The organism is Myxococcus sp. CA051A, from assembly GCF_013336705.1.
Classification (GTDB): domain Bacteria; phylum Myxococcota; class Myxococcia; order Myxococcales; family Myxococcaceae; genus Myxococcus; species Myxococcus llanfairpwllgwyngyllgogerychwyrndrobwllllantysiliogogogochensis.
The window spans coordinates 61,092-80,265 of sequence record NZ_JABUMS010000012.1 but is presented as its reverse complement, the minus strand read 5'-3'; the positions used below and the strand labels follow the sequence as shown (position 1 = coordinate 80,265).

The following is a 19,174-nucleotide window of genomic DNA, read 5'->3' as shown; positions in this document are numbered from 1 at the left end:
ACCGGGTCCCTGGGGACCGATTGTCGGGTGGTGGAAAGCGCGGGGGGCCCGAAAGGGTGGCGCGGGTGCGGGCTGTTAAGGTGAGGTGCGTTCCATGTTTCCGTCCCATCCCCGCCCGGAGAAGGTGGCCGAGGAGTTCGCCGTGTCGTCGGAGCTGTCCCAGGGAGCGTTGTCCTGGCAGGTCCTGGAGAGTCTTCCCCAGCTTGTCTGGATGACGCGGCCGGATGGGCAGCACGTCTATTTCAACCGGCGCTGGTACGAGTTCACCGGCCTGTCCCCCGAGCAGTCGCTCGGCGACGGCTGGCGGCGCATCTTCCATCCGGACGACATGGCGGAGGCGGACAGGCGCTGGGCACACTCCCTCCGCACGGGCGAGCCCTACGAGGTGGAGTTCCGCTGCCGGCGCCATGACGGGACGTGGCGGTGGATGCTCGGTCGCGCCAATCCGCTGCGGGACGCCGAAGGCCACATCCTCCAGTGGTTCGGAACCACGACGGACATCGAGGAGCCGAAGCGGGCCTCGGAGTCCATGCGCTTCCTCGCCGAGGCCGGCGCGCTCTTGTCCTCCTCCGCGTTGGATTTGGAGGGCACGCTGTCGTCACTGGCGCGGCTCGTCGTCCCGAGACTTGCGGACTGGTGCGCCGTGGAGTTGGTGGAGGAGGACGGCCGCTCACGCCAGGTGGCGGTGGCCCACGTGGACCCCAGCCGGGTGCGGCTGGCCGAGCAGGTCCGAGAGCGCTACCCGCCGCGCCCGGATGACCCCCACGGCGTGCTGGCCGTCATCCGCACCGGCGCGCCCGTGTTGCAGGAGGTCATCTCCGAAGAGACGCTGGTCTCCGGCTCCCGGAGCGCCGAGCACCTGGACTTCCTGCGGCAGCTCGGGCTGCGCTCGGCGGTGATTGTCCCGCTGAAGGCGCGCGGACGCATCCTCGGCGCGCTCACGCTGGTGACGGCGGAGTCCGGCCGGCGCCTGGGCCCGCAGGACCTGACGCTGGGCGAGCAGCTCGCGTCGCGCGCCGCGCTGTCCGTGGACACCGCGCGCCTGCACCGCGAGACGCAGGAGTCGCTGCGCCGCAGTCAGGAGGAGCGCCGCACCGCGGAGACGCTGCTGCGCATCGGCGTCTCGCTGTCCTCGGAGCTGGACGCGGCGGTGCTCGTCCAGCGCATCACCGACGAGACGGTGGCCCTCACCGGTGCGGGCTTCGGCGCCTTCTTCGAGAACCGGGTGGACGAGCGAGGTGAGTCGTACCTGCTCTACACGCTGTCCGGCGCGCCCAGGCAGGCTTTCGCCCACATGCCCATGCCGCGCAACACCGCCATCTTCGGCCCGACGTTCCGGGGCGAGGGGACGCGCCTCTACGACGACGTGACGCTCCAGCCCGACTACGGCAAGAGCGCGCCCTTCCACGGGATGCCGCCCGGCCACCTGCCGGTGCGCAGCTACCTCGCGGTGCCCGTGAAGGGCCGCTCCGGCGAGGTGCTCGGCGGCCTGTTCTTCGGACACGAGGAGCCCGGGCGCTTCCGGGAGGAGCACGCGCGACTGGTGGAGGGCGTGGCCTCGCAGGCCGCGGTGGCCCTGGACAACGCGCGCCTGTTTCGCGACGCGCGACGGGCCGAGGAGCGCTTCCGCTCGCTCGTCACCGCCACCGCCCAGGCGGTGTGGGTGACGCGCCCGGATGGCCTCATCGAGGAGGACAGCCCCTCCTGGCGCGCCTACACCGGGCAGACGTATGAGCAGTGGCGGGGACAGGGGTGGCTGGACGCCATCCACCCGGAGGACCGCGAGCCGGCCGCCCGCGCGTGGCAGGCGGCGGTGACGGACGTGCGCCCCTACGAGGTGGAGTACCGCCTGTGCCGTCCGGACGGCTCGTACTCGCCCACGCTGGCCCGCGCCGTGCCCGTGCTCAACGTCAGCGGCACGGTGCGCGAGTGGGTGGGCACCAACACGGACATGACGGCCCAGCGCCGCGTCGAGGAGGGGCTGCGCCGGTTGGACCGCGAGCAGGGGGCGCGACGGCTGGAGGCCCTGCGCGCAGAGGTCAGCGGCGCGCTTTCGCGCGAGGGCACCGTCGGCGAAATCCTCCAGAGCTGCGCGGAGGCGCTGGCCCGTCACCTGGGTGCGCAGGTGGCGCGGCTGTGGATGTACTCGCGGGACGCGGCGATGCTGGAACTGGTGGGCAACGCGGGGCCATCCGCCCCGCCTCCGGACCGCTGGGCCCGCGTGTCCCTGCATGGCCCGAGCCTGGTGGCGGAGGTGGCCCGCAAGCGGGAGCAGGTCTGGGTGGATCAGGTGGAGCTGGATGCCCGCGTCCTGGACCGGGCCTGGGTGCGGGAGCAGGGTGTGCGCTCGTTCGCCGGCATTCCCTTGCTGGTGCGCGGTCAACTGGTGGGTGTCATGGGCCTCTACAGTCGCGACGTGCTGGGCCAGGACGCGATGGCGGCGCTGGCCACGGTGGCGGACGCGCTCGCCCAGGGCCTGGAGCGCCGCAGGGCGGAGGAGGCGCTCCGGCTGCGCGCGCGGGAGCTGGCCCACTCCAACGAGGAGCTCCAGCAGTTCGCCTACGTGGCCTCGCATGACCTGCAGGAGCCCTTGCGCATGGTGGCCAGCTACACGCAGCTGCTCGCCCGTCGCTACCAGGGCAAGCTGGACGCGGACGCGGACACCTTCATCCACTACGCGGTGGACGGCGTCACCCGCATGCAGCAGCTCATCCAGGACCTGCTGGCCTACTCACGGGTGGGGACGCAGGGGCGGGAGCCCAGGCCCGTGGACGCGAACCAGGCCCTGGCCCGCGCGAAGGCGAACCTCCGGGTGGCCCTGCAGGAGTCCGGCGCGGACTTCCGCGCGGGGCCGCTGCCCACGGTGCTCGCGGACGAGACGCAGCTGGCGCAGCTGTTCCAGAACCTCATCGGCAACGCGCTCAAGTTCCATGGTGATGCGCCCCCGCGCGTGGAGGTGACGGCGGAGGCGCGAGGCGCGGAGGTCCGCTTCTCCGTGCGGGATTGGGGCATTGGCATCGACGCGCAGGACTTCGAGCGCATCTTCGTCATCTTCCAGCGACTGCACGGCAAGGAGGCCTTCGCGGGGACGGGCATCGGGCTGGCCATCTGCAAGAAAATCGTCGAGCGGCTCGGCGGACGCATCGGCGTCGAGTCGCGGCCGGGGGAGGGGAGCACGTTCTGGTTCACCCTGCCCTGGCCGGCGGCCGGAGCCACGGTGTCCGAGGCGTCGTCATGAGTGAGATTGGCTCGAACGAGCGCCCCCTGCGCCTCTTGCTGGTGGAGGACAACCCGGGTGACGCGCGGCTGCTCCAGGAGGAGCTGCGCGAGGTGGGCACCACGCGGTTCGAGGTGCTCCACGTCGAGCGACTGGCGGACGCGGTGCGCGTGGTGAGCACCGACCCCCAGGTGGACGCGGTGCTGTTGGACCTGTCGCTGCCGGACGGACACGGGCTGGGCAACATCCCGCCCCTGCTCCAGGCCGCGCCGTCCATCCCCCTCGTCGTGCTCACCGGCACCGACGACGAGCGGCTGGCGGTGCGCGCGGTCCACGAGGGCGCGCAGGACTATCTGGTGAAGGGGCAGGTGTCGGGCCCGCTGCTGGTGCGCGCGCTGCGGTATGCGATTGAGCGCAAGCGGGTGGAGGAGGGCCTCAAGCGCGAGGAGGCCGCGCGGCGCACGGCGGTGTTCCGCGAGCAGTTCCTCGGCATCCTCGGCCATGACCTGCGCAACCCGCTCCAGGCCATCTCCGGCAACGCGTCGTTGCTCTTGCGCCACGGCGGCCTGAGCGAGCCCCAGCGCAAGGCCATCAACCGCATCTCCATCTCCGCGGACCGCATGGCGCGGATGATCAACGACCTGCTGGACTTCACCCGCACGCGGCTGGGCTCGGGCTACGTGCTCGAGCGCGCGCGGATGAACCTGCACGAGGTGCTGCGCCAGGTGGTGGAGGAGCTGGAGGTGGCGCACCCCCGGCGTCAGTTCGAGTTGAGCCTGACAGGCAACGGCTGGGGGGACTGGGACGCGGACCGCATCGCCCAGGCGGCGTCGAACCTGGTGGGCAACGCCGTGCAGTACTCGCCCGAGGACACCTCCGTGCGGGTGATGGTGGCCGACGCGGAGAGCGGCGTGAGGGTGGAGGTCCACAACTGGGGCCTGCCCATTCCCACCGAGCGGCTGTCCTCCATCTTCGACCCCTTCGTGCGCGCCCAGGACATGCGCAGCGCCCAGCGCAACGGCCTGGGCCTGGGGCTCTACATCACCCACGAAATCGTGCGCGCCCACGGGGGCCTGCTGGGCGTCTCCTCCTCCTCCGAGGAGGGCACGTGCTTCTGGCTCAGCCTGCCGCGCCAGTACGTCGCCTCGGGTCTGGGCGGTTGAGCGACGATGCACGGCGCCTGCCTGCCCGCGGCGGGAGCAGGCGAGCCGCGAGGGAGGAAGCGAGCGCGTGTCGCGGCGCGCGGAGGGAGGACCCACCTTTGCCGGGTGCATTCAACCCGGCCGTCGTCTCCAGGCGGCCCCACTCCTGGAGGTCCGGCGATGGTGATGCTCGGTGCAGCCCTCTTTGGTACCCTCTTCTTCCTCGTGGCCCTCTTCGCCGTCATCCTGCTCGGCGCCGCGGGCAACAAGTGGGAGAAGGACATTCGCGCGGTGACGGAGCGTGAGCGCGCCAACGGCCTGCTCGGTGACGTCACGTTGAAGGACCCCGACATCGCGCGGGGGCCCCACATCCACGCGCACGCCTGAGACACGCGGGCTTCAGCGGGGCCGCGGGCTGTAGTAGCGACGCAGCCAGCGGCTCAGCCCGTCCAGGCCGGGGAAGAGCACGCGCTCGGTGACGTTGGCCTGGTCCAGCTTGTCGCGCACCTCCCACTTCAGGGCCGCGGGGATGATGAGCTTGCGCACGCCCTGCTTCTGCTTCTCCAGGAAGGTGTCCAGGCGCAGGTCCGGCCCGTTCATCACCGAGAAGAGGGCGAACTGGTTGACGATGCGCGCGTCCAGCGACGGCGGCTCGAAGAAGAGCACGAAGGGGTGCTGGGTCAGCCGGTCCAGCTCCGCCATGGAGCCGGCCGCCGCCGCCAGCATGTCCCCGGTGAACACGTCCGCTCCCTCCTTGCGCAGCTGTGCCTTGAGGGGGCGGGGGAGCAGGCGGTTCGTCTCCCGGTAGTCCACGCACCACACCACGCCGTCCGCGCCGGCCAATTCGCTGTCCTCGGTGAGGAAGTGCAGCGCGACGTAGGGGCTGAACGTCCAGTCGAGCATCCGCGTGGGCAGGCCGTGGTGCTGGGCCAGGGCCAGCCAATCCCAGACGGAGTCCAGGGGCTCGCGAGGCGTGCCCCGCGCGTACTTGCGAAAGGCGCGCAGGAGGTCGCGCTCCTGGCGGATGAACATGCCCTGGCGGTTGAGCGCGGTGGACAGGTCGTGCTCGACATGGGGCATGCCCCGGAAGACGAAGTTGGAGCGGTGACGGCCGAGCGCCTCGTTCCAGGAGTCGGAGAACAGGGAGTCCTGGAGCTCCAGCCACGTGGTGACGCGATGCTCTTTCATGACGAGGGCGGGCAGTGCCCTCGGGCCCGCTGTCCGCGAAGATGGGGCGTGCCGGGCGGGGACGGAAGCGGGCGTCAGGCCACGCGTTGGTCGCGGGGCGCCACGGTGGCCGGAGGCGGGCCCGGCTGGGTGAGGCGGTGCAGGATTCGCGACAGCTCACCTGGGGCGAAGGGCTTGCGCAGCAGGCACACCGCTCCCTCGAAGCTGGGCAGCTCCAGGTCGAGCCCCGTCGTCAGGACGATGGGCAGCTCCACCAGCGAGCGCTGCGCGTGCAGCATCCGGATGAGGTCCTGGCCCTCGATGTCGGGCAGCAGCCAGTCCAGCACCAGCACGTCCACGCGAGGCTCGGAGAAGAAGGCCTTCAACGCGGTGAAGCCGTTCTCACAAGCGAGGACCCGGTAGCCCTCCAGCTCCATGGTCTCGGCCATTGCGTCTCTGAGGAGGCCATCATCCTCGGCCAGGACGACCACGGGGCGATAAGGCATGCGCAAGGCTCGCGAAGACCGGAGGAGAAGGGCTCAAGCGGCGCGCGGGTCCGGGCTTCCCACCGCCACCGTTGGGCAAGAACCCCGGAGGCGGTGCGCCTCGTCCCGGCCTCCACGCGAAGGTGGAGGGCCGGCACGTCGGCTGCTCTTCGAACCGGGCTAGGGCCTGCCCGTGTCCGCTGGCTGGTTGAAGGCGTACTGGTCCGCGCCCGGCGCGGCGTCCTGCTGGAACATGGGGCACTTGGCGCAGGTGAAGCTGTCCCAGTCCTCACGCACCGCCATGTCGATGCAGCCGCCATAGAAGCGGCAGTGCACGTTGCGGTGGTCCTCGACGGAAAAGGACTCCGCGCGCATGGGCAGGCGGAACTCTGTGGGACGCGGTTGTGGACAGGACATGTTGTCTCTCTTGCCCCCCTCGTGGGTGCGTTGAATCGTCTACCGGCTGTTGCGACGCGTCATTCCCGGGGCGGACTCCCAGGCCCGCGCGATTCACGGCGAACCTCATAAAGGCCAGCAGCAGGGGTTGCCATCCACGCCGGCCGTCCGGCCGTGGGGCGGGGGACCGGGCTCGGGGCGCCTCCGAGGCGCGACGGGTGGTGGATCACGCCCGACAAGCCCGCCGAGGGGGCCAGGCAAGGGGCGTCGACATGCGAACACTTCACCCGGTGCCGGCTTTCCCGGAAGATGCGAGGCGTGTCCGCCCCCCTTCGTCCCCTTCGTTCGGCTCCTGGCGCATCTCGTGGCGTGCTCGGCGCCCTGGCCCTGGCCTCGCTGCTCGTCCTGACGGCCTGTTCGGCCTTCTCCCGCGCCGTGAAGGAGGGCGACTCGGCCAGCCAGCAGCAGAAGTGGGCGGAGGCGGAGGCGGCCTACCTGCGCGCGCTCGCCGCGGACCCGGAGGCGTCCGAAATCACGGTGAAGCTGCGCGAGGTGCGCCGCGCGTGGAGCCAGGTGGTGCTGGAGGAGGCCCGGGGCGTACACGACGCGGGGGACCTGGATGGCGCCATGAAGCGGCTGGTGCGCGCGCTGGAATTGGACGCGGAGAACACGGCCGCGCGAGAGCTTCTGGGGGTGACGCTGGATGAGCGCGTCGCGGCGGGCCTGGAGGCGCTGAAGGCGGACAAGCTCCAGGAGGCGCGCGCGGAGCTGGACGCGGTGCTGTCGGTGGCGCCGGACCACGCGGGCGCGAAGAAGGGCGTGGACCTGGTGCAGGTGGCGTGGGCGAAGCGCTGGTTCAACACCGGAGACGGCCTGGAGAAGGCCGGCAAGCTGGGCAACGCGCTGGTGGCCTACGTGCGCGCGGACCAGGAGCGCGTGGGCGCGACGGCCGCGCGGGAGCGGGCGGAGGCGGTGCGGCAGAAGCTGCGCGACGAGGTCGCCTTCCTCGTCGTCGCGACGCCGGTGGAGGACAACGCCGGAGCGCCGGACGTGGCGCAGCGGCTGGCGGCCGGCAGGCTCGCGGCCATGCTCCCCACCCAGCTCCCCCTGCGCGTGGTGACGGAGGCCCCCGAGGGCCGCGAGGGCGTGAAGCTGGACCTGTCCCTGGAGCGGGTGCTGCCCCTCAAGGCGGTGGAGGACTCGCAGCGCTCGCACCGCTACCTCGCCGGCAAGACGTCCGTGCCCAACCCCCGCCGCGCCGGCTTCGAGACGAAGCTGCTCCAGTCCGAGCGCGCCCAGGAGGAGGTGGACCGCAAGCAGGCCGCCGCCCTGCGCGAGTACCTGCGCATGCAGACGGAGATGAACCTGCTGCGCGCGGGCGCCGAGCGCTGCCGTGAGCGCGAGCGCCGCGAGTGCCTGGAGGCGCTGCAGGAGTGTGGCGAGGCCGCGCGCGAGGCGGAGAAGCCCGGCACGCTGCCCGGCGAGTGCAGCCCCGCGCGCTGCGCCAGCGGCCTGTGCGCGAAGGAGGAGCAGCTGCTGACGCTGATGGTGGTGGCGGTGAAGGACAAGGAGACGAAGCTGGAGGCCGCCCTGGACAAGTCGGAGTCGCAGCGCATCGAGGTGCAGCGCCACCGCGATACGACGTTCCGCGAGCCCGTCACCGTGGAGGAGCCCATGTTCTCCGACTTCGTCTACGACGTGCAGCTGCACCGCCTCACCGTGACGGCCTCCGTCACCGCGGTGATGCGCGATTTGCTCAAGGCCCAGGTCCCCGCGCCCCACACCGACGACTTCGCGGTGACGCACGAGGATATGGCGCACAAGGGCTACGACAGGTACGGCGTGCTGGCGGACCCGGTGCAACTGCGCAACGAGCTGGAGCTGCGCGTGGAGGTGGGGGACAAGGCCGTCTCCGACCTGGCTCGCCGCGTGAAGGAGCGCTTCGACGCGTACCGTGGCAAGCGCGTGGAAGATGCCCGCCGCGGCATGGTGCGCCCCGGCGCCGAGGATGTGGTGGAGACCGCCGTGCGAGCCCTGCTGCTCACCGCGGACGCGCCCCCGCCGGATGTCCTCCAGCCCCTGGCCCGCGCCCGCGGCCTCAACCGCCCCGAGACGCTCCTGGGCCTGTAGTCCGGCCTGACCCGCGACACTTTACAACGGGGGTGTCCTCTTCCTGGACACCTCCGCCGCGGCGTTCCAAACATTTGAAATCAAAGGAGTTTTGTTTCGGAATGTTACGGGGTTTTACAGCCGGGGCGTGAAACGTGGAGTCAGCGTGCTCCGGGTATCTCCAGCGTTTCCGTGAAAAGCGTGAGGGAAATCCACTAGTTGCGGGCTTGGCATGGCGGCTGCTTCGTCGCCGGTCCCCGAGCTGTGGGAGCTCTGGCAGTACCCCCTCTGCAAGAAGGATGTTCATGTCCCAGTCCAAGTTGATCGGTGCCCTCGCGGGCCTGGCGCTGCTGGCCGGTTGTGGTGGCGGCGAAGGGTCCACCCCCGCCCCCGAGGCCGTTGGCCAGGGGATGTCGTGGGAGCAGTTCCTCTCGGTCGTCTACCAGGAGCCGGACACCGGCATCTTCATCGCGGATGGCGACACGACGTTCGCCAACGAGAAGCTGCTGCGCGAGTTCTACGAGAACAACGTTCGTAACGGGCAGCTCATCGTCCATACGGCCGGCGGCGCGGATGCCGCGTGGAACGCGACGCAGAAGAAGAACATCACCTACTGCGTGAGCACGACGTTCGGCTCCAACTACAACGCGGCCGTGCAGGCGATGGCGAACGCGGCGGCGGCGTGGGAAGCGGCGGCCAACGTCGACTTCGTCTACGTCAGCGCGCAGGACGCCAGCTGCACCGCGAGCAACGCGAACGTGGTGTTCGACGTGCGTCCGGTGAACTCGGGTGGCCAGTACCTGGCGCGCGCGTTCTTCCCGAACGACACCCGCGCCAACCGCAACGTGCTCATCGACAACACGGGCTTTGGCAACACGTCGCCCTGGACGCTGACGGGCATCATCCGCCACGAGCTGGGCCACACGCTGGGCTTCCGCCACGAGCACACCCGCCCCGAGTCGGGCACGTGCTTCGAGGACAACAACTGGCGCGCGCTGACGACGTACGACTCCGCGTCCGTCATGCACTATCCCCAGTGCAACGGCTCGCAGACGGGTGACCTGGTCCTGACGGCCAAGGACATCCAGGGCGCCGTGGCGCTCTACGGCGCGCCGGGTGGCACGGACCCCGAGCCGCCGGGTCCGGGCACGGGCACGCCGACGACGGAGACCCGCTCGGGCTCCGTGGCGACGGGCAGCAACACCAGCTACGGCCCCTTCAACGTGGTGGCCGGCACCAGCTTCAGCGTGGCGATGACGGGCACGGGCGACCCGGACCTGTACGTGCGCTTTGGCGCGGTCCCCACCACGACGACGTATGACTGCCGTCCCTACCTGAGCGGCGCGTCGGAGTCCTGCAACGTGACGGTGCCCGCGGGCGTGACGACGGCGTACATCATGGTGCGTGGCTATGCGACGGGCACGTTCAACCTGACCATCAACTACACCAAGCCCGCGGCGGGCGGCACGCCGGCCACGGACAGCAAGACGGGCAGCGTCGCGGCGAACACCAACGTGAACTTCCCCGCGTACAGCGTGCTGGCCGGCTCCACCTTCCGCGTGGCGATGACGGGCACGGGCGACCCGGACCTCTACGTCCGCTTTGGCGCGGCGCCCACCACCGCCACGTACAACTGCCGTCCGTTCCAGACGGGCGCCACGGAGACGTGCGAGCTGACGGTGCCCGCGGGTCAGACGACGGCGTACGTCATGGTTCGCGGCTACACGGCGGCCACGTACAACCTGGCCATCAACTACACCAAGCCGTAGTCGCTTCCGGCTTCCGGTGTGGAACACGGGCGGTCTCCCTCGCGGGAGGCCGCCCGTTGTTTTCGTGGCGTGGCGCTTTCAGTCGATGAGGGGACTCAGGTCCGTGCGCACCGCGCGCTGCGAGTCCAGGCGTCGGCGCCGGGGGCCCGCGATGGCCAGCTGCCAGACAGCGCAGACGAGCCCCAGCGCGAGACAGCCGAGCCACAGCGCGGACGTGCCGGCGCGGCCGAGCACCCAGCCCCCGAGCGCGGGCGCGGCGCTGGACGCCAGGCCCCAGAGCATGTGGTACGCGCCCTGGTAGCTGCCGCGCAGTCCGGACGGGGCCAGGTCCGCGACGACGGAGGGCGCGACGGGGGCCTGGGCCATCTCTCCCAGCGTCCAGATGGCCACGGCCAGGGCCGCGAGCGCGACGCTGCCCGTCAGCGCGTGCAGGCCAAAGCCGATGCCGGTGAGGACCGCGGCCAGGGCCAGCGCCTGGGCGCGGCGCAGGCGGCGCAGCACCGGGTTCGTGAAGGGCTGGAGCGCGACGATGAGCAGGCCGTTGACGGACAGCACCGCGCCGAACTGCGCCTCCGTCAGCCCGCGCGAGCTCAGGTCCATCGGGAGCGACACCTGGCTCTGGTAGAAGATGAGCGCCACGCCGAAGTAGGGGACGGCGAAGGCGACGAAGCTCGGGTCCAGGAAGGGGGCCAGCAGGGAGCCCATGGCGCCCGGTGCCTGGGTGTCCGACGTGGCCGGAGGCTTCGCGGGGCGCGTCTCCGGCAGGAGCAGCCAGATGCAGCAGCCATAGGTGAAGGTGGTGATGGCGTCGACGATGAAGAGCGTCAGGTAGCCGTAGCGGACCATCAGTCCGGCCATGGGCAGGGCGATGGCGAAGCCCACGTTGACGACCCAGTAGAGCAGGCCGAACGCGCGCTGACGGTCCTCGGGGGAGACGACGTCCGCGACGGCGGCGGACACGGCGGGACGGTAGACCTCTCCGCAGATGCCCAGGCAGAAGGCCGCCGCGGCGATGGCGGCGGGCTCGCGCGCGAAGCCGAGCAAGAGCATGCCCACCGAGCCCAGCCACAGTCCGCCGGCCAGGGTGATGCGGCGGCCCACGCGGTCCGCGAGCATGCCGCCCAGGGGACTCGCGATGACCGCGCCCACGCCGTAGAGCGACACGGTGAGCCCCGCGCGCTCCACGCTGAAGCCCCGCTCGCGCGTGAGGTACAGCGCGAGGAAGGGGACGACGAAGCTGCCCAGCCGGTTGACCAGCGTGCCCACCCACAGCACCCAGTACGTGCGAGGCAGTCCGCCGGCCATCTCGCGCAGCGCCCGGCGCAGCGCGCCCGTCATGAGCGCCCTCCCTTTGCTGCCGCGAGGAGATGCGAGGGGCACCGGAGGACGAATCGAGAAGCCATGGCCGCGCGCGAGCATGCGTCAGCGTGTCTCGCGCTCCAAGCCATCCCTGCATAGGGCGCCAGAGTCAGGAGAGTCGATGTCTTGCTTTGGGTTCCGAGCATTTGCGCGGGACGGACGAAGACCCCGGGCCGCGCCTGAAAACGCGTCCGGGGCCTGGGGAGTCCGACGCCGCGTGGGGGGCGGACCCACGCGCACCGTCACCTCAGGGGCGCCGTCATCGCCGTACGGCCGCGACGGCGCATCCCATGCCAGGGCTGACGCGCTTCAGTGCTTGACGACGGGGTGGGTGGCCAGGGCTTGCGGACGCTTCTCCGGGGCGCACAGGTCATTGTCGGCGGGGCGCTGGCCAAAGAAGAGCTGGGTGCCTTCCACCTTCACCACGTCGTGGTCCCTGCCGCACTCGGTCAGCGGCTTGAATGACAAGCACGCGCCAGGGACGGGCTGCTCCACGCCCACCGTCCACGCGCCCGTGCCGCAGCCCGACTGGGTGAAGACGTCCGCCAGCGGCTGCAGGTGCGCGGTGAGGTAGCGCTCGCCGAAGGTGAAGGTGCCCTCGGTCGCGCCCGACACCTTCTCCGAATCCTGTCCCAGGCTGTAGGGGCCGACGACGCGCGCGGTGAACAACTTCGTCTGGCAACCCGCGTCGCGGAAGAAGTCCAGGCGGAGCGTCCAGTCGGACTCGGTGAGCTGGAAGTGGCGCTGGAGGTAGTTGTTCGAACCGTCGCCGTTGGGGACGGCTTCACATGTGGCGCTGTCCCAGGTGCCGGCGAGGTCCTGGGGGCGGACGTGGGACTTCGCTCCTCCGCACGCGGCGGCGCAGAGGGTGACGAGGGCAATGGCGAGGATGCGCATGGCGAGACTCCGTGGGTGGCTCGGGAGACCGCGAGTCGCGGCCTGTTTCCGGTGACGCCATGAATGCGCCAGGAGGCGGCCTGCGGAAACGCTGGAGGTTGCAGGGAGGGGCTGCGAGATTGCAGGGCACCATGCTGGACTGGAACGACCTGCGGTACTTCCTGGCGGTGTCGCGAGAGGGGACGCTCGCGGGCGCGGCGCGGGCGCTGAAGGTGGATGCGACGACGGTGGGGCGCAGGCTGGCCGTGTTGGAGGAGACGCTGGGGGCGCGGCTGTTCGAGCGGACTCCGGGGCGGCTCGTCCCGACGGCGGCGGCGCGAGGCATCCAGGGGCCCGCGGAGGAGATGGAAGGGGCGATGCTCGCGGTGGAGCGTCGAGCGGGAGGGGAGGACGCGCGGCTGGAGGGCGTGGTGCGGGTGACGACGACGGAGGCGTTCGCGGTGAACACGTTGTTGCCGCGCTTCGCGCCGTTCCGGGAGCGGCATCCGGGCATCGAGGTGCGGTTCCTCACGGACTACGGCGCGCTGGATTTGACCCGGCGCGAGGCGGACGTGGCGGTGAGGCTGACGCGGCCGAGCGAGGCATCTCTGGTGGCGCGCAAGGTGGGGGACATCGCGATTTCGCTCTATGCGTCGGAGGCGTACGTCGCGCGCCGGGGGTTGGCGGACCCGGCCACGGGGTTCGCGGGGCATGACGTGATTGGGTACACGGGGGCGGCGGCGAAGTGGCCAGAGGCGCGGTGGTTGGAGTCGGTGGGGTCGTCCGCGAGGGTGGGGGTGCGGTGCAACTCGTTACTGTCGGTAATGGCGGCGACGGGTGGGGGATTGGGGTTGGGGTTGATGCCGTGTCTCCAGGGAGACCTCACGCCGGGTTTGCGGCGGTTGTTGCCTCCGGTGGTGGCGCTGCGGCGTGACATCTGGCTGGTGGTTCACGCGGACCTGCAGCAGAACGCGAGGGTGCGGGCGGTGATGGACTTCCTGGCGGAGCTCATCCAGCGCGAGCGCGCGTTGTTGTCGGGAGGCGGGGTGGTGGGCGTTGGGAAACAGGAGTCACGGTCGCCGCGCGCGGGACAGCGTCGACGCGGGAAGGCGCGGGCGTCATGAGTCAGGTCATCGGGTTGTTGGGGACGTGTCTGGTGCTGGGGGTGCTGGCCCGGCGCAGTGGGAAGTTCCCCGAGGGCTCGGCGGGGCCGTTCAACACGTTCGTGCTGTACGTGGCGCTGCCGGCGCTGGTGTTGCGGGTGATGCATCGGCTGGAGTTCGTGCCGTCGCTGCTGGTGGCCGCGGTGGTGCCGTGGCTGTACTACCTGGCGGCGGGGCCGTTCTTCCGGTGGCTGGGGCCTCGGCTGGGGTTGGGGAAGGAGTCGGTGGCGGCGCTGGTGTTGACGGGAGGGTTGGGCAACACGGCGTTCGTCGGCTTGCCGATGGCGGAGGCGTTGCTGGGTTCGGAGGGGCTGGCGGTGGCGGTGGTGGCGGACCAGCTCGGCTCGTTCCTGGTGCTGTCCACGTTGGCGACGCTGGCGGCGGCGCGAGCGAGCGCGGAGGTGGAGCTGCCGCTGAGCGCGCTGGCGAGGAAGGTGGCGACGTTTCCGCCGTTCGTGGCGTTGGTGGTGTCGCTGCTGTTGCGACCGGTGGGGTATCCGGTCTGGGTGGAGTCGGTGCTGGAGCGGCTGGGGGCGTTGTTGACGCCGCTGGCGTTGTTCTCGGTGGGGTTGCAGTTGCGGCTGTCGGGCATGAGGGCGCGGTTGCCGGCGCTGTCGCTGGGGCTCTTCTACAAGCTGGTGCTGGTGCCGGGGGTGGTGACGCTGGGGTTGTTGGCGTTGCCGGGGTTGTCGCCGGTGGTGGTGCAGGCGACGGTGCTCCAGGCGGCGATGGCGCCCATGGTGAGCGCGGCGATTCTCGCGGCCGAGCATCGGTTGGACCCGGAGCTGGCCGTGCTGATGGTGGGCGTGGGGATTCCGCTGTCCTTCGTCACCGCGCCCCTGATGTTGTGGCTGGTGCGGTGAATCAAGTGGGCCGTCGCCCGCTCGCCTGCCCTTCGGGCGGGTGCGCGGACGACTCGCTGACGTGCCGGCCCTGCTCCCCTATCTTCCATTATGGCCGAGCAACCACCGAAGGCCTCCGGGGCACCCGGAGGAGACCCGAGGCGGATGGAAGTGCGGCGCTCCGTGGCGGAGCTGGGCGCGCGCACCTACGCCATCCAACTGCTTTCCGACGCTGGCATCCCCTTCCTCGTGGGCGGCGCCTACGCCTTCGCTCACTACACGGGCATCTATCGCGATACCAAGGACCTGGACCTCTTCCTCCACCGCAAGGATGGAGACCGCGCCCTCGAACTCCTCGCGCGCAACGAGTGGCGCACCGAGAGCGAGGTCCACGGCTGGCTCCACAAGGCCTTCTGGGCGGACTTCCTCGTCGACCTCATCTACGGCTCCGGCAACGGCATCACCGCCATCGACGAAGCCTGGTTCGAGCACGCCGTCCCCGCGCAGGTGCTGGGCTGCCCGTGCCGAGTCCCTCCCGCCGAGGAAATCTTCTGGAGCAAGGCGTTCGTCCTCGAGCGAGAGCGCTTCGATGGCCACGAACTCACCCACCTGCTCCTGAAGACCGGCGCGACGTTCGACTGGGAACGCCTGCTGCGCCGCTTCGACCGCTACTGGGAAGTCCTCCTCTCCCATCTGCTCTTCTTCCGCTTCGCCTATCCATCCGACCGCGCCATCGTCCCTGACTGGCTGATGCGCGAATTGCTCTCCCGCGCGGACAGCTCCGTGGACCACGGGAACTGGCAGGAGCGCATCTGCCGGGGACGACTGCTCTCACCCACCAGCTACCGCGTCGACGTCGACGAGTGGGGCTACGAGGACGGCGACTCCTGGGATAAACGCGAGCGCAAGCGCGATGACCCGTCCCTCGCGGCAGGCGGCGCTCCAGGCGCTCACGGGCCCCACTGAGCCCGTCCCTCCATGCGAGCCCACGGGGTGCACGGCCATGCCCGCCCCGGGCTCGCGACCCTACCTTCCCTCCAGTGCCCAGAGGAAAGGCAGGTGCCCCGTGTCACGCCCCGAATCCGGACCCCGAGGAGCGCTCGGCAGGCTGAGCGCGGTGCTGCTGTCGCTCGGACTCGCCGCGCCCGCGAGCGCGCAGCTCGCCGTCTCCGAACGCGGCGGTCCCATCCGCTTCCAGGTGGGCGAAGAGTCCCTCACGGTGTTCCTGAGTCGCGACGTCGTGCGCGGCGGAGGCTTCGACCTGCGCCGCACCGGCTCCTCGCTCAAGGGCCGCCTGCGCGGCGGTGACGTGGACCTGCGCTGGCCCCAGGGGCCCATCGTCGGACGCGTGGGCGTGGAGGACAGCCGGCTCGAACTGTCCCGCATGGCCTCCGAGCAGGGCCTGCGCGTGGATGGCGAACTCGCCCACTGGCCCACCTCGCTCGTCATCTCCCCCGTGGGCATCTCCGGCGACGTGGGCGGCTGCAGCTACACCCTGACGGTGGCGGGGGGCCACTACACCGGCTGGCGCACCTGTCAGCCCGACGTGGACGGCGAGCCGACCTCCGTCTCCCTCAGCCTGCCGAAGACGATAGAGGTCCTCGGGGAGAAGGAGCAGGCCGCCCTGCTGTCGCTCTTGCTCTCCGCGCAGGGCCTGCCGCCCGCACCGCCTCGTGAGGCCTCCGACTCAGGGCGCACCCTGGAAGGCCCCGGCCTCGACGAAGGCCCGCGCAGGTGAGGCCCCTGCACCCCACCGTGTCCGCTCTGCTCGAAATAGTGAAATCGAAGTGCAGATGCCACGGTGAATCATGGGCCCGTGCCTGACGGGGCACCCGCGGGTCATGCTTCAATCCCTCTCCAGCGCGCACGCGCGTGCGTGATGGGCCATCGCCCATCCTTCGCTGAAAGAGAGCCCACCCATGAAGCTGTCCCTGACGGTGCTGTCGGCGCTGGTCGTGTCCGGTCTGCTGGCCTGTGGTGGAACCGAGGCCGTCGAGGCGCTGGAGCCTCTCGCCCAGGAGGAGAGCGCGCTCGAAACGTGTACGACGACCTGTTCGAATGGGTCGACGGTGTCCTGCACGGGCACCACGTGCAACACCTACCCGGGCGAGTCCGTCGAGTGCGATGGGCTGCACAAAATCTGCCCCATTTCGCTGCCCTCCATCTGCCTGCAGCCCAACAGCTCCTGCTTGAGCCTCGCGGGCAAGGCGTGCTCCCCGGCGGGCAGCGGCACGCGCTCGTGCTGCATCAACCGGCGCGTCGGAAACTGCTTCTGCACCATCCAGGGGGTCTGGGCCTGCTCCGCGAATTGAGCCTGCCCGTGGGGTGAGCGCGTCGAGCCTCGTGGATGCTCGACGCGCGGGACATCAAGCCGTGGCCGCCGCGCCGAAGGACAGCTCCACGCCGTTGTCCTTCACGCGCATGCGAGGTTTGGACAGCCAGTGGCAGTGGGCGCAGTAGCTGTGCGCCCCGGAGGGGCTGGCGCGCACGTTCACCGCCCCACCGCAGAGCACGCAGCCGTCGGGAAGGACGAATTCGGCGAACCGCTCGCCGATGTTGCTCTCGAATTCAGTCATGCCTCTGAGTTAACGCAGGAATCGCGCGGCACAAGCAGACCGCTCCAGGCCCTGGGTACGCGCCCTGGAGGGCATCGCACCCTTCCACCCCACAAGCAGGCAGGCAGGCGGGCATGGCTGCATTCCTTACCGCCTCGCGGCCGACTGACGTCCCGTGGACACCGCAACCCCGGGCATCCGCGTGGACTGACTGGCACGGTGATTGATCTCCAAGACGCCAGGAAACGGGAGAGGGGACGGCATGGGTGGCGTGGAGCGCGTGGACGTGAGCGAGGACAGGAAGGGCTGGGGGGTGGAGGTCGTCACGTCGGAGGGCGAGGTGCGGCGCTACCGGTACCGGAGCGAGGCCCAGGCGCGCTACTTCGCGGCCGTCTTCGCGCTGGGGCCCCGGGTGCTGCCCCCCGTGCGCCGGGGGAAGGCCCGGAAGGCCGCTTGAGGGCCTCATTCCGGGGGGATGTCCGGGGACCAGGCCTCCAGGCGCCGTCACCGTGGCTTCCCACTACCCTTGCGGGCGGGTTTCGGGGAGGCTTTGCGTCATGAGCGACGCGAGCAAGCCCTTCCTCATCCCCGCCAACCGGCAGTACATCACCAAGGAGCCGGACCCCGCGGGCCGCTGGTCCACGCTGTTCCCGGACATGATTGGCTACAAGAACCAGGGTGGCGGCAAGGTGCCGGCCGACTTCGGCTGGAACACCAACCCCAAGCAGTGGCAGGAAGAGATGACGCCGGGCACGCTGGCCGAGCGCTTCAACGAGCTGCGCGTGCTGCCGTCGAAGGCGGAGGCTCCCGCGCTTCCCGCCGACACGAAGAAGTAGTCGCGGCCGCCTAGCTGAAGGGCAGGGCCGCGAGGCGCTCCCTGAAGCGCTCGAGCAGGCCGTATGAGCCCGTCTCGGCCAGTCCCTCGGCGGCCTCCTGTCGCGCCTTGCGCAGGAAGCCGTCGAACGGCGCCGAGCGGCCGTACAGCGCCGCCGCCGTGTCCACCGCGTCCGCCAGCACGCGCGCCGCGCCTGGCGAGCCGAGCGTCAGGTGCATCTCCGCCTGCTCCAGCTTCGCGCCACACGCCGCCCACAGCTCGCGGTCATGCACGACGAGCCACGTGCGCGTCACCTCGTCCATGGCCTCCTCCAGGAAGGCGAGGAAGGGCTCGACGAGCGAGGGCAGCACGTCCGCCGCCAGTTCGGGCTGTCCTCCCGCGTCCTGGAGGCGCGCGCGGAAGGTGAGCACGTGGTGCTTCTGCGGCGTGCGCAGCGCCACCGAGGCGGACAGGGTGATGAAGGCCGACACGCTCTCCGCCATCTGTCGGGCCAGCGGGGGTCGTGACGGGGCCTCCGCCTTCGTCGCGCGCTCCAACCGTCCTTGCAGCGAGCGGCGCAGGTCCGCCGCCGCCCCGCGCAGCGCCGAGCGCGCGCCCACCTGGTGCACGTAGCCGGGCACCACGTCCTCGCGGCGCACGTCCTCGAAGGCCGCCGCCGTCAGGTAGACGAGGTCGCCGATGCGCACGCGGAAGTCGGCGCGGAACGCCTGGAGCTTGGCCATCAGCGTCCAGCGGTCGCTGACGACCTCCGGCTTTCGCATCTGCTGGCCCAGCTCCGACACCCTCTTGGACAGCCGCTCCGCGGTGGCGTGGAGCACCGCCTCCACCTCCTGCGCCAGCCGCTCATCGGAGCTGGCGGGGGGAGGGGCCCAGCCGGTGTCCCCGGTGCTCGCGGAGCGCGAGGGCGGGGGGAACTGCTGGTGGATGGCGCTGACGAGCTGGTTGACGCCCACGAGGGTGTCGCCGATGGCGGGGGCCATGGTCTCCCAGAGGGACAGGTCCGCGCCGCCGTCCGACTCCAGGGAGGTGGGCTCGTAACGGGCGATGCTCAGGTGTCCCAACTGGTCGATGGCCACCGCCGCCGCGCGATGGACGCGCTCCAGCCGGTCCGCCAGGTGCCGGTCCGTGAGCGACTCCAGCAGCGTCTCCAGTCGCGAGGGCAGGGCATCCGGGGGAGCTCGGGCGGCACGGGGCTTGGGCGACGGGAGCATGAGACGCGGGACGCTACCGCACCGGCGCCGGGTGCGCGAAGAAGGGGG

At 70.8% G+C, this 19,174-nt stretch carries 19 protein-coding genes; 12 read left to right on the top strand and 7 right to left on the bottom strand.

Annotated features, from left to right (window positions below; all coding sequences use genetic code 11):
• The first annotated feature begins 94 nt into the window (after positions 1–94).
• The 3 genes from HUA74_RS30450 to HUA74_RS30440 all read left to right on the top strand — a co-directional run bounded on the left by HUA74_RS30450 (position 95) and on the right by HUA74_RS30440 (position 4,746).
• Positions 95–3,238, top strand: coding sequence for a PAS domain-containing protein (locus HUA74_RS30450; protein ID WP_174457346.1), 3,144 nt, complete (start codon positions 95–97; stop codon positions 3,236–3,238).
• Positions 3,235–4,380, top strand: coding sequence for a HAMP domain-containing sensor histidine kinase (locus HUA74_RS30445; RefSeq protein ID WP_174457345.1), 1,146 nt, complete (start codon positions 3,235–3,237; stop codon positions 4,378–4,380). The genes HUA74_RS30450 and HUA74_RS30445 overlap by 4 nt, the downstream gene beginning before the upstream one ends.
• Positions 4,381–4,539: 159 nt before the next feature.
• Positions 4,540–4,746 carry a hypothetical protein gene (locus tag HUA74_RS30440; RefSeq protein ID WP_141643020.1) on the top strand — a complete coding sequence of 69 codons (207 nt, stop codon included), beginning with the start codon at positions 4,540–4,542 and terminating at the stop codon, positions 4,744–4,746.
• Positions 4,747–4,758: 12 nt separating this feature from the next.
• Here the strand turns inward: HUA74_RS30440 and HUA74_RS30435 are convergent, their stop codons facing one another.
• The 3 genes from HUA74_RS30435 to HUA74_RS30425 all read right to left on the bottom strand — a co-directional run bounded on the left by HUA74_RS30435 (position 4,759) and on the right by HUA74_RS30425 (position 6,428).
• Complete coding sequence (locus tag HUA74_RS30435) at positions 4,759–5,547, bottom strand: FRG domain-containing protein (protein WP_141643021.1); 789 nt, start codon at positions 5,545–5,547, stop codon at positions 4,759–4,761.
• Positions 5,548–5,621: 74 nt separating this feature from the next.
• A complete protein-coding gene (locus HUA74_RS30430) occupies positions 5,622–6,032 on the bottom strand; it encodes a response regulator (RefSeq protein WP_256433617.1) in 411 nt (136 codons plus the stop codon).
• A gap of 159 nt (positions 6,033–6,191) precedes the next feature.
• Positions 6,192–6,428 (bottom strand): hypothetical protein, encoded by a 237-nt coding sequence (locus tag HUA74_RS30425; protein WP_141643023.1) that lies wholly within the window; start codon positions 6,426–6,428, stop codon positions 6,192–6,194.
• Between the two features lie 288 nt (positions 6,429–6,716).
• Here HUA74_RS30425 and traC point away from each other — a divergent pair, with 288 nt between their 5' ends.
• Positions 6,717–8,537 (top strand): outer membrane exchange accessory lipoprotein TraC, encoded by a 1,821-nt coding sequence (gene traC, locus HUA74_RS30420; protein WP_141643024.1) that lies wholly within the window; start codon positions 6,717–6,719, stop codon positions 8,535–8,537.
• Between the two features lie 284 nt (positions 8,538–8,821).
• A complete protein-coding gene (locus HUA74_RS30415) occupies positions 8,822–10,285 on the top strand; it encodes a M57 family metalloprotease (protein WP_174457343.1) in 1,464 nt (487 codons plus the stop codon).
• Between the two features lie 78 nt (positions 10,286–10,363).
• Here HUA74_RS30415 and HUA74_RS30410 read toward each other — a convergent pair whose 3' ends face one another.
• Together HUA74_RS30410 and HUA74_RS30405 are read right to left on the bottom strand one after the other, a co-directional pair.
• Positions 10,364–11,623 (bottom strand): MFS transporter, encoded by a 1,260-nt coding sequence (locus HUA74_RS30410; RefSeq protein WP_174457342.1) that lies wholly within the window; start codon positions 11,621–11,623, stop codon positions 10,364–10,366.
• Between the two features lie 330 nt (positions 11,624–11,953).
• Positions 11,954–12,541, bottom strand: coding sequence for a hypothetical protein (locus tag HUA74_RS30405; RefSeq protein WP_174457341.1), 588 nt, complete (start codon positions 12,539–12,541; stop codon positions 11,954–11,956).
• Between the two features lie 131 nt (positions 12,542–12,672).
• Between HUA74_RS30405 and HUA74_RS30400 the strand changes: the two genes are divergently transcribed.
• The 5 genes from HUA74_RS30400 (at position 12,673) to HUA74_RS30380 (ending at position 16,837) form a co-directional block, all read left to right on the top strand.
• Entirely contained in the window at positions 12,673–13,644 is a 972-nt protein-coding gene (locus HUA74_RS30400) for a LysR family transcriptional regulator (protein ID WP_174457340.1), read from the top strand.
• Positions 13,641–14,546: an AEC family transporter gene (locus tag HUA74_RS30395; protein ID WP_141643630.1), complete on the top strand. Its 906-nt coding sequence runs from the start codon at positions 13,641–13,643 to the stop codon at positions 14,544–14,546. Before HUA74_RS30400 ends, HUA74_RS30395 begins: the two co-directional genes overlap by 4 nt.
• A 144-nt stretch (positions 14,547–14,690) precedes the next feature.
• A complete protein-coding gene (locus tag HUA74_RS30390) occupies positions 14,691–15,491 on the top strand; it encodes a nucleotidyltransferase family protein (RefSeq protein WP_246137254.1) in 801 nt (266 codons plus the stop codon).
• A 100-nt stretch (positions 15,492–15,591) separates the two neighbouring features.
• Positions 15,592–16,263, top strand: a complete 672-nt coding sequence (locus HUA74_RS30385; RefSeq protein WP_174457339.1) for a hypothetical protein — start codon at positions 15,592–15,594, stop codon at positions 16,261–16,263.
• Positions 16,264–16,444: 181 nt separating this feature from the next.
• A complete protein-coding gene (locus tag HUA74_RS30380; RefSeq protein WP_141643626.1) occupies positions 16,445–16,837 on the top strand; it encodes a hypothetical protein in 393 nt (130 codons plus the stop codon).
• Positions 16,838–16,891: 54 nt separating this feature from the next.
• Here HUA74_RS30380 and HUA74_RS30375 read toward each other — a convergent pair whose 3' ends face one another.
• Positions 16,892–17,101, bottom strand: coding sequence for a hypothetical protein (locus tag HUA74_RS30375; RefSeq protein ID WP_141643625.1), 210 nt, complete (start codon positions 17,099–17,101; stop codon positions 16,892–16,894).
• Positions 17,102–17,342: 241 nt separating this feature from the next.
• On the opposite strand from HUA74_RS30375, the gene HUA74_RS30370 reads away from it, so the two are divergent.
• Entirely contained in the window at positions 17,343–17,537 is a 195-nt protein-coding gene (locus HUA74_RS30370) for a hypothetical protein (protein WP_141643624.1), read from the top strand.
• A 100-nt stretch (positions 17,538–17,637) separates the two neighbouring features.
• A complete protein-coding gene (locus tag HUA74_RS30365) occupies positions 17,638–17,916 on the top strand; it encodes a hypothetical protein (RefSeq protein WP_141643623.1) in 279 nt (92 codons plus the stop codon).
• Positions 17,917–17,926: 10 nt separating this feature from the next.
• On the opposite strand, the gene HUA74_RS30360 is transcribed toward HUA74_RS30365, so the two are convergent.
• Complete coding sequence (locus HUA74_RS30360) at positions 17,927–19,126, bottom strand: hypothetical protein (RefSeq protein ID WP_174457338.1); 1,200 nt, start codon at positions 19,124–19,126, stop codon at positions 17,927–17,929.
• Positions 19,127–19,174: the final 48 nt, after the last annotated feature.